The 570-nt window shown below is 51.6% G+C and carries 1 protein-coding gene; it reads right to left on the bottom strand.

The window, feature by feature from the left end:
• Positions 1-570 (bottom strand): phage tail protein (locus tag FDX22_RS20700; protein ID WP_186805395.1); only part of this gene is annotated, 570 nt, incomplete at both ends.

Below are 570 nucleotides of genomic sequence, written 5' to 3'. Positions count from 1 at the left end.
AAACCAAGGTTTTGTAGAAATAATGCGACATTAGGAATATCACCGCCGTTCCGGTCTTTAGCCAGTCGCGCATTCGCATTATCCATTGCGATCTTAACTGCTGCCGGGGTGGAAGCCTGCGTTTCACTGGTGTTATTCACCGCACTGTTAAGTTGTACAAGCCCCTTTTGTTGTGTCGTGCCATCAAGGACACCAATGGATTCACGCGATGTTTTTTGTGCCTCAGCACCGCGTGCTTTTATCTCTTTCAGGTTCTGATCAATGCGCAGGAATAACCCGTCGCCTGTTGCAACATTCAGCGTGATATTTGAGGTGTCTGATACCGCCAGGCGAAACTGCATATTAACGCTGACACCGCCAACAGGCTTATCGATCGATGGGCAGTTTGCCACCGCGTAAAGCTCCCCGGCGTCAGTCATTAAACCGACTTCGCGAACGGTAAATCCGCCAATCCCGGTCGGCAGGACGATTTTCGCCATTAGCTGTGTGGACTGTTCCGGGGACACCACCAGCTCGGCAATATCGCCCCGGTACGTTTCATTGATCAACCGGATTTGTGCCGGATCGGGT

It is taken from the genome of Citrobacter sp. TBCS-14, assembly GCF_005280805.1.
Classification (GTDB): Bacteria; Pseudomonadota; Gammaproteobacteria; order Enterobacterales; family Enterobacteriaceae; genus Citrobacter; species Citrobacter gillenii.
Note: the sequence above shows the minus strand (reverse complement) of the source record. Positions and strands in the feature narration are given on the sequence as shown.